5 protein-coding genes and 1 pseudogene are annotated in these 5,242 nt (G+C 48.2%); 5 read left to right on the top strand and 1 reads right to left on the bottom strand.

Annotation, left to right across the window (positions count from 1 at the left end):
• From IQR33_RS17100 to IQR33_RS17120, 5 genes and pseudogenes are all read left to right on the top strand, one after another.
• A partial coding sequence (locus IQR33_RS17100; RefSeq protein WP_228013952.1) for an ABC transporter substrate-binding protein occupies positions 1 to 752 on the top strand: 752 nt, incomplete at its 5' end.
• 54 nt (positions 753 to 806) lie between these two features.
• Positions 807 to 1,475: a thiaminase II gene (tenA, locus tag IQR33_RS17105; RefSeq protein WP_054575242.1), complete on the top strand. Its 669-nt coding sequence runs from the start codon at positions 807 to 809 to the stop codon at positions 1,473 to 1,475.
• A 12-nt stretch (positions 1,476 to 1,487) separates the two neighbouring features.
• A complete protein-coding gene (thiM, locus tag IQR33_RS17110; protein ID WP_005374295.1) occupies positions 1,488 to 2,279 on the top strand; it encodes a hydroxyethylthiazole kinase in 792 nt (263 codons plus the stop codon).
• 61 nt (positions 2,280 to 2,340) lie between these two features.
• Positions 2,341 to 2,955: a thiamine phosphate synthase gene (gene thiE / locus IQR33_RS17115; protein ID WP_193837837.1), complete on the top strand. Its 615-nt coding sequence runs from the start codon at positions 2,341 to 2,343 to the stop codon at positions 2,953 to 2,955.
• A gap of 182 nt (positions 2,956 to 3,137) precedes the next feature.
• Positions 3,138 to 3,864, top strand: a pseudogene (locus IQR33_RS17120) (phosphatase PAP2 family protein).
• 69 nt (positions 3,865 to 3,933) lie between these two features.
• Here the strand turns inward: IQR33_RS17120 and IQR33_RS33355 are convergent.
• The coding region (locus IQR33_RS33355; protein ID WP_228013953.1) for a molybdopterin-dependent oxidoreductase at positions 3,934 to 5,242 on the bottom strand (1,309 nt) is incomplete at its 5' end.

A 5,242-nucleotide genomic window follows, 5' to 3' on the forward strand; every position in this document is an offset into this window, starting at 1 on the left:
CAAGTACGCCACCTAAGTTGGTCGCTGCTGGCAAGGTCGACATGGCGATTTCTTACCAGCCAAGCCTAACTATCGATGTCGCGGCGGGTTTGCCATTAATCCGCTCTGCGACTTTGATTGCTACGCCACTCAACACGCTGATGGTGTTGGACAACGGTAAGAATGAAAACCTTGGCGACTTAAAAGGTAAGAAGATCGGTATTGCGATCGCAGGCAACGAAGAAGCAACAATCGGCACTATGTTAGCTCAAGAGAATGTGAAGTTTTCTGACGTACAAATCATCAACGTAGGTTGGGCGCTATCTTCGTCTCTTGCGTCTGGCAAGGTGGATGCGATTTGGGGTGGTCTACGTAACTTCGAAACCAACCAACTTGCACTAGAAGGTTATAAAGCTAAAGCCTTCTTCCCTGAAGAACACGGCGTGCCAGCGTATGACGAGTTAGTCTTCGTAGCCAATGCAAAAACCTACGACAAAGAAGCCATCAAGGCATTCAACAAAGCACTGGAGCAAGCGACCACTTACATCGTTAACCATCCAAAAGAATCTTGGAAAGAGTTTGTGGCTTATTCACCAGACACCCTCAACAACGAGCTTAACCAGCGCGCTTGGAATGACACACTAACTCGTTTCGCTCTTCGTCCATCTGCAGTAGATCTGAAACGCTACGATGATTATGCCGAGTTCATGTATTCACAAAACATCATCGAAACACTGCCAAAAGCGAAAGATTACGTACCGAGCTTTGACTAATTCTACTGGCCTTAGGATCTAAGCCTAGGGTCTTTTGATAACGAGATACCCATAATGAAATACCAAGATTTGATCGACGCTTGCCACCAAGATTGGCAAGAATACACTGAGCATGCTTTCGTGCAGCAATTGGCGCAAGGCACTCTGGCTCAGCCTTGTTTTCTACATTACCTAAAACAGGATTTTCTTTTCCTAAAACAGTACGCACGAGCTTACGCATTAGCGATCTACAAAGCGCGTACTTTGGATGACATGCGCCGTGCCCTACCAAGCGTACATGCATTGCTAGATTCTGAAATCGCCCACCACGTGACTTACTGTGAGCAATGGGGACTGACGGAATCCAACTTAGAAAACGAGCCAGAAGATTTCGGCACAGTAGCTTACACCCGTTATGTATTGGATGCTGGCATGACGGGCGATCTTGTTGATCTATACGCGGCACTAGCGCCATGCTCTATCGGTTATGCCGTTATCGGTAAGATGCTGATTGAAGATGAAAAGACAGTAATCGAAGGCAATCCATACGCAAGTTGGATTAATCTCTACGGTGGTGAGGAGTTCCAATCTGGTGTCGCAAAAGGTGCAGAACACTTTAACCAGTTATTGGCGGAAATCGACATCAATAGTCAGCGTGGTCAAAACCTGATTCAGGTATTCAAAACCGCAACGCGTATGGAAGTAGCATTCTGGCAACAAGGTCTGAACGCTCAGCAAGATTAATCGGAGAGTCTCATGTTAATTGAACAAATCACCCAAGCATTAACCGCAGTACGCCAGCAAAAGCCGTTAGTCGTCAACATCACTAACTACGTGGTGATGAATAACACAGCAAACGCACTATTAGCGATCGGCGCTTCTCCAATCATGGCGCACTCCAAACAAGAGATGGCAGAGATGATGTCGTTCGCTGGCGCACTGGTTATCAACATCGGTACCCTAGACAGCGTTTGGACACCGCGCATGAGCTATGCCGTAGAGCAAGCCAATGCCAACGGTAAAATCGTTGTACTCGACCCTGTCGGTTGCGGAGCAAGCTCACTACGTACCGAGACATCACGTGAGATCGCACGCCTTGCCGACAAGTTGATCATTCGTGGTAACGCCTCAGAAATCATCGGTCTCGCTGGCGAACAAGCACAAAGCAAAGGCGTCGATGCGTTAGACAGCAGCGACGCAGCACTTGGCGCAGCGAACTTCTTAGTTTCAGAGTATGGTGCAAGTGTGGTGATTTCTGGCGAGACTGATTACATCATCACGAAAGAGCAAACTGTGCAGCTAAACAACGGTCACGAGATGATGCCATACGTAACCGGAATGGGCTGCACACTAACGGCACTGACGGGTGCTTTCGCTGCTGTTGGTGATCACTCCGGACTTGCTGCCGCGGCGGTACTGGGCGTTGTGGGTGAAATTGCGGCTGAGCAAGCGCGAGGGCCAGGCAGTCTGCAAATGAACCTGTTGGATGAGCTTTACCAACTGGATGAAGAAACACTGGCAAAACGCCTAAAACTCCAAGTGAGTTAAGCTTTCTCTAACAAATACCGGCCTCTCACTCCCTGTAGATGAGAGGCCCAAAGGAAACAAAATGAACGCCTATCGTTTATATTTGGTCACCGATGACCAACAAGATTTAGCCACACTAAAGCGTGTTGTGAGAAAAGCCGTGCAAGGTGGCGTGACCATGGTACAAGTCCGCGAAAAACACGGCGATGTGCGTGCGTTTATCGAACGTGCTCAAGCCGTGAAAGACATCCTTAAAGATACCAATGTGCCTTTGATCATCAATGACCGCGTTGATGTTGCACTGGCAGTTGATGCCGATGGGGTTCACCTCGGGCAATCAGACATGCCCGCAACTATCGCTCGTGAGTTGATTGGACCAAACAAAATCCTCGGCTTATCAATTGAGACTGAAGATCAGCTGGCAGAGGCGGATTCTCTGCCCATTGATTACATCGGCTTGAGTGCCATCTTCGCTACGCCGACCAAAACCAACACCAAAAAACACTGGGGTATTGAAGGTTTGAAGATGGCGCTGAACACCACGCCCTTACCAATCGTCGCGATTGGTGGCATCAACGAAACCAACATTCCTGCCCTGAGTGCGACAGGTGTACATGGTTTGGCTTTGGTTTCTGCCATTTGTCATGCAGAAAACCCAACCAAAGCAGCAGAGTACTTACTTTCTCTGATGGATTAAGACCCCAACGCTTAAGGATGAGCGCCTTTACCCTCCGGATAAATGTCATCAATTCATCACTCAACCTTCATTCTCTCGTCAAATTGACAGAGCGTTGATAAGTTTTTCACGCCAGATAACGTAAGATAAGCCCCTTATTTTCACGTGGTTGAATAACCCTCAATAAAAACAAAACGCTCTCAATGAAAACCAAAAAATATGGATTGATGATGCTCGCCTTGTTTGTTCTTGGCATCATCCCAATGTCGCTGTTTGGCTCTTATCACAATCTCACTTCACAGGTGCCTGAAAGTCTGGGTATTACTTTTACTTTGCTCACAGATTCTGCTGGTAGCAAAGGTTTTTTAATTACGTTAACACTGCTACTGCTTTCTTTATTTCGCTTTAAACCAAGTCGCATTGAGTGGATACAAAAACTCTCAATGTTAGGGTTGTTACTGGTGATTGGTTTTGCCAGCAAAACGGGGCTAAAACTGATGACAGAAAGCCCGCGTCCCTACGCCGAACTGCTTGCTGCAGAGCAATTGATTGAGCACCCAGAAGCGTTTTATCAGTTGGATACAAAGCAGCAAGCCAACGTAATTAACCAGATTTCTGAACACGTCAGTGATTGGCGAACGCGCCATTGGCAAGGCGAGAAAGACTATTCTTTCCCATCCGGCCATACGATTTTCGTTTCGATTTGTTTGGCTTTCTTTGGTGGTTTGTTCTTACAGAACAAGTGCTATATCTCTGCACTGTCATTGTGGATGTGGGGAATGAGCGTCGCATATAGCCGCTTATGGCTGGGCATGCATCGCCCTGAAGATTTAATAGGCTCGGTCTTGTTTGTCGCGATTGTATTTACTTTTACTCCCGACATTTCAGATTAAGAAACAGATGCCGTTTGTTTCTCTCGCTTCGCGCTAATGTGAACGATGACTAGATAAAAAGAAGCCAGCGATTCGCTGGCTTCTTGCTTTCAATCGCTACTTTTTTCTAGCCATTTCTTGGTGGTTCAAACGCTGTTAGTTCTAATTCTGGGCCAGTGTATTTTTCAATACGAACCAGTGCCGAGTTCGCCGCACAGCCGTTTGCAAGTCGAGAGGTCGGAATATCCAACGTTAACACGTTACAACCGCCGTTCTTACAAATGCCGGTTTTAGGATCCAGATCCGGCCAGCCGCCTTCATGAATACACACTGAACCTTGCTTGATTCGGTCAGTCACTTCTGCACCAACCAATACTTGGCCACGGTTGTTAAACGCACGAACTAAATCGCCCGTTTTAATACCACGCGCTTTCGCATCTTCAGGGTGAATCCAAATAGGTTCACGGTTTGCAATTGCGTACTCTTCGCGAATCTTCGCGTAGTTAAACTGGCTGTGTAGACGATGCGCTGCGTGCGCGGTCATTAGCTGCAACTCGCCGTCTTTTGCATTGCCAGTGTACTCGGTTGGTGCCATCCACGTTGGGTGTGGAGGACAGTCTTCCAACTGATAACCTTCAATGGTTTTCGAGAAGATTTCGATCTTACCACTTGGTGTACCGAGTGGATTCATGATCGGGTCTTCACGGAAATCTGCGTAACGAACAAACTGTGCGTTCTTCTCGTTCCACTTCATCTCGATCAGTTGGTTATCTTCCCAGAACTTGCTGAAGTTCGGCATTGCTACGCGAGAGCCACGGCCACCTTGTTGCGCCGCCTTGTAGAAGCCGTACAGCCATTCCATTTCAGTTTTGCCTTCGGTGTATACGTCACGGCCACCCGGAGCTAGCATCTCTGCCATGTCCGCGAATACATCGAAATCATTACGCGCTTCACCTTGCGGCTCAACCACTTGCTTCATTGGCACCAAGTGTTGGTTACTGTAGTCACCCGTCATCGTTAAGTCGTTACGCTCGAACGATGTGGTGATTGGCAGAACGATGTCCGCATGCTTCGCAGCCGCCGTCCAGTATGGTTCAGAGATAACGATAAGCTCTGGCTTTTGCCACGCTTTAATCAAACGGTTGGTGTCTTGGTGGTGAGTAAAGTTCGCACCACCGGCCCACCAAATCATCTTGATGTCCGGGAACGTCAGTTCATGACCGTTATGATGGTAGGATTGACCTGGGTTTTCCAACGCCTCGACAATACGCGCCACAGGGAAGCTTTGCACCGCGCCAGACACCGCCCAGTCGTTCCCCGCAGAAGAGCCGCCACCCAGCGATGCCGAAATCGCAGGAAGTACTCCAGCGTCACGAGCAGGGTTACCACCGTTTGAGTAGTGGTAAGAGAAACCAAAACCACCGCCCGGTAAACCG

The sequence above is a fragment of the Vibrio sp. OPT46 genome, assembly GCF_015163535.1.
Classification (GTDB): domain Bacteria; phylum Pseudomonadota; class Gammaproteobacteria; order Enterobacterales; family Vibrionaceae; genus Vibrio; species Vibrio alginolyticus.

Coding starts and splice junctions, on each gene's coding strand:
- tenA (WP_054575242.1), top strand. CDS start 807: ATGAAATACCAAGATTTGATCGACGCTTGCCACCAAGATTGGCAAGAA.
- thiM (WP_005374295.1), top strand. CDS start 1,488: ATGTTAATTGAACAAATCACCCAAGCATTAACCGCAGTACGCCAGCAA.
- thiE (WP_193837837.1), top strand. CDS start 2,341: ATGAACGCCTATCGTTTATATTTGGTCACCGATGACCAACAAGATTTA.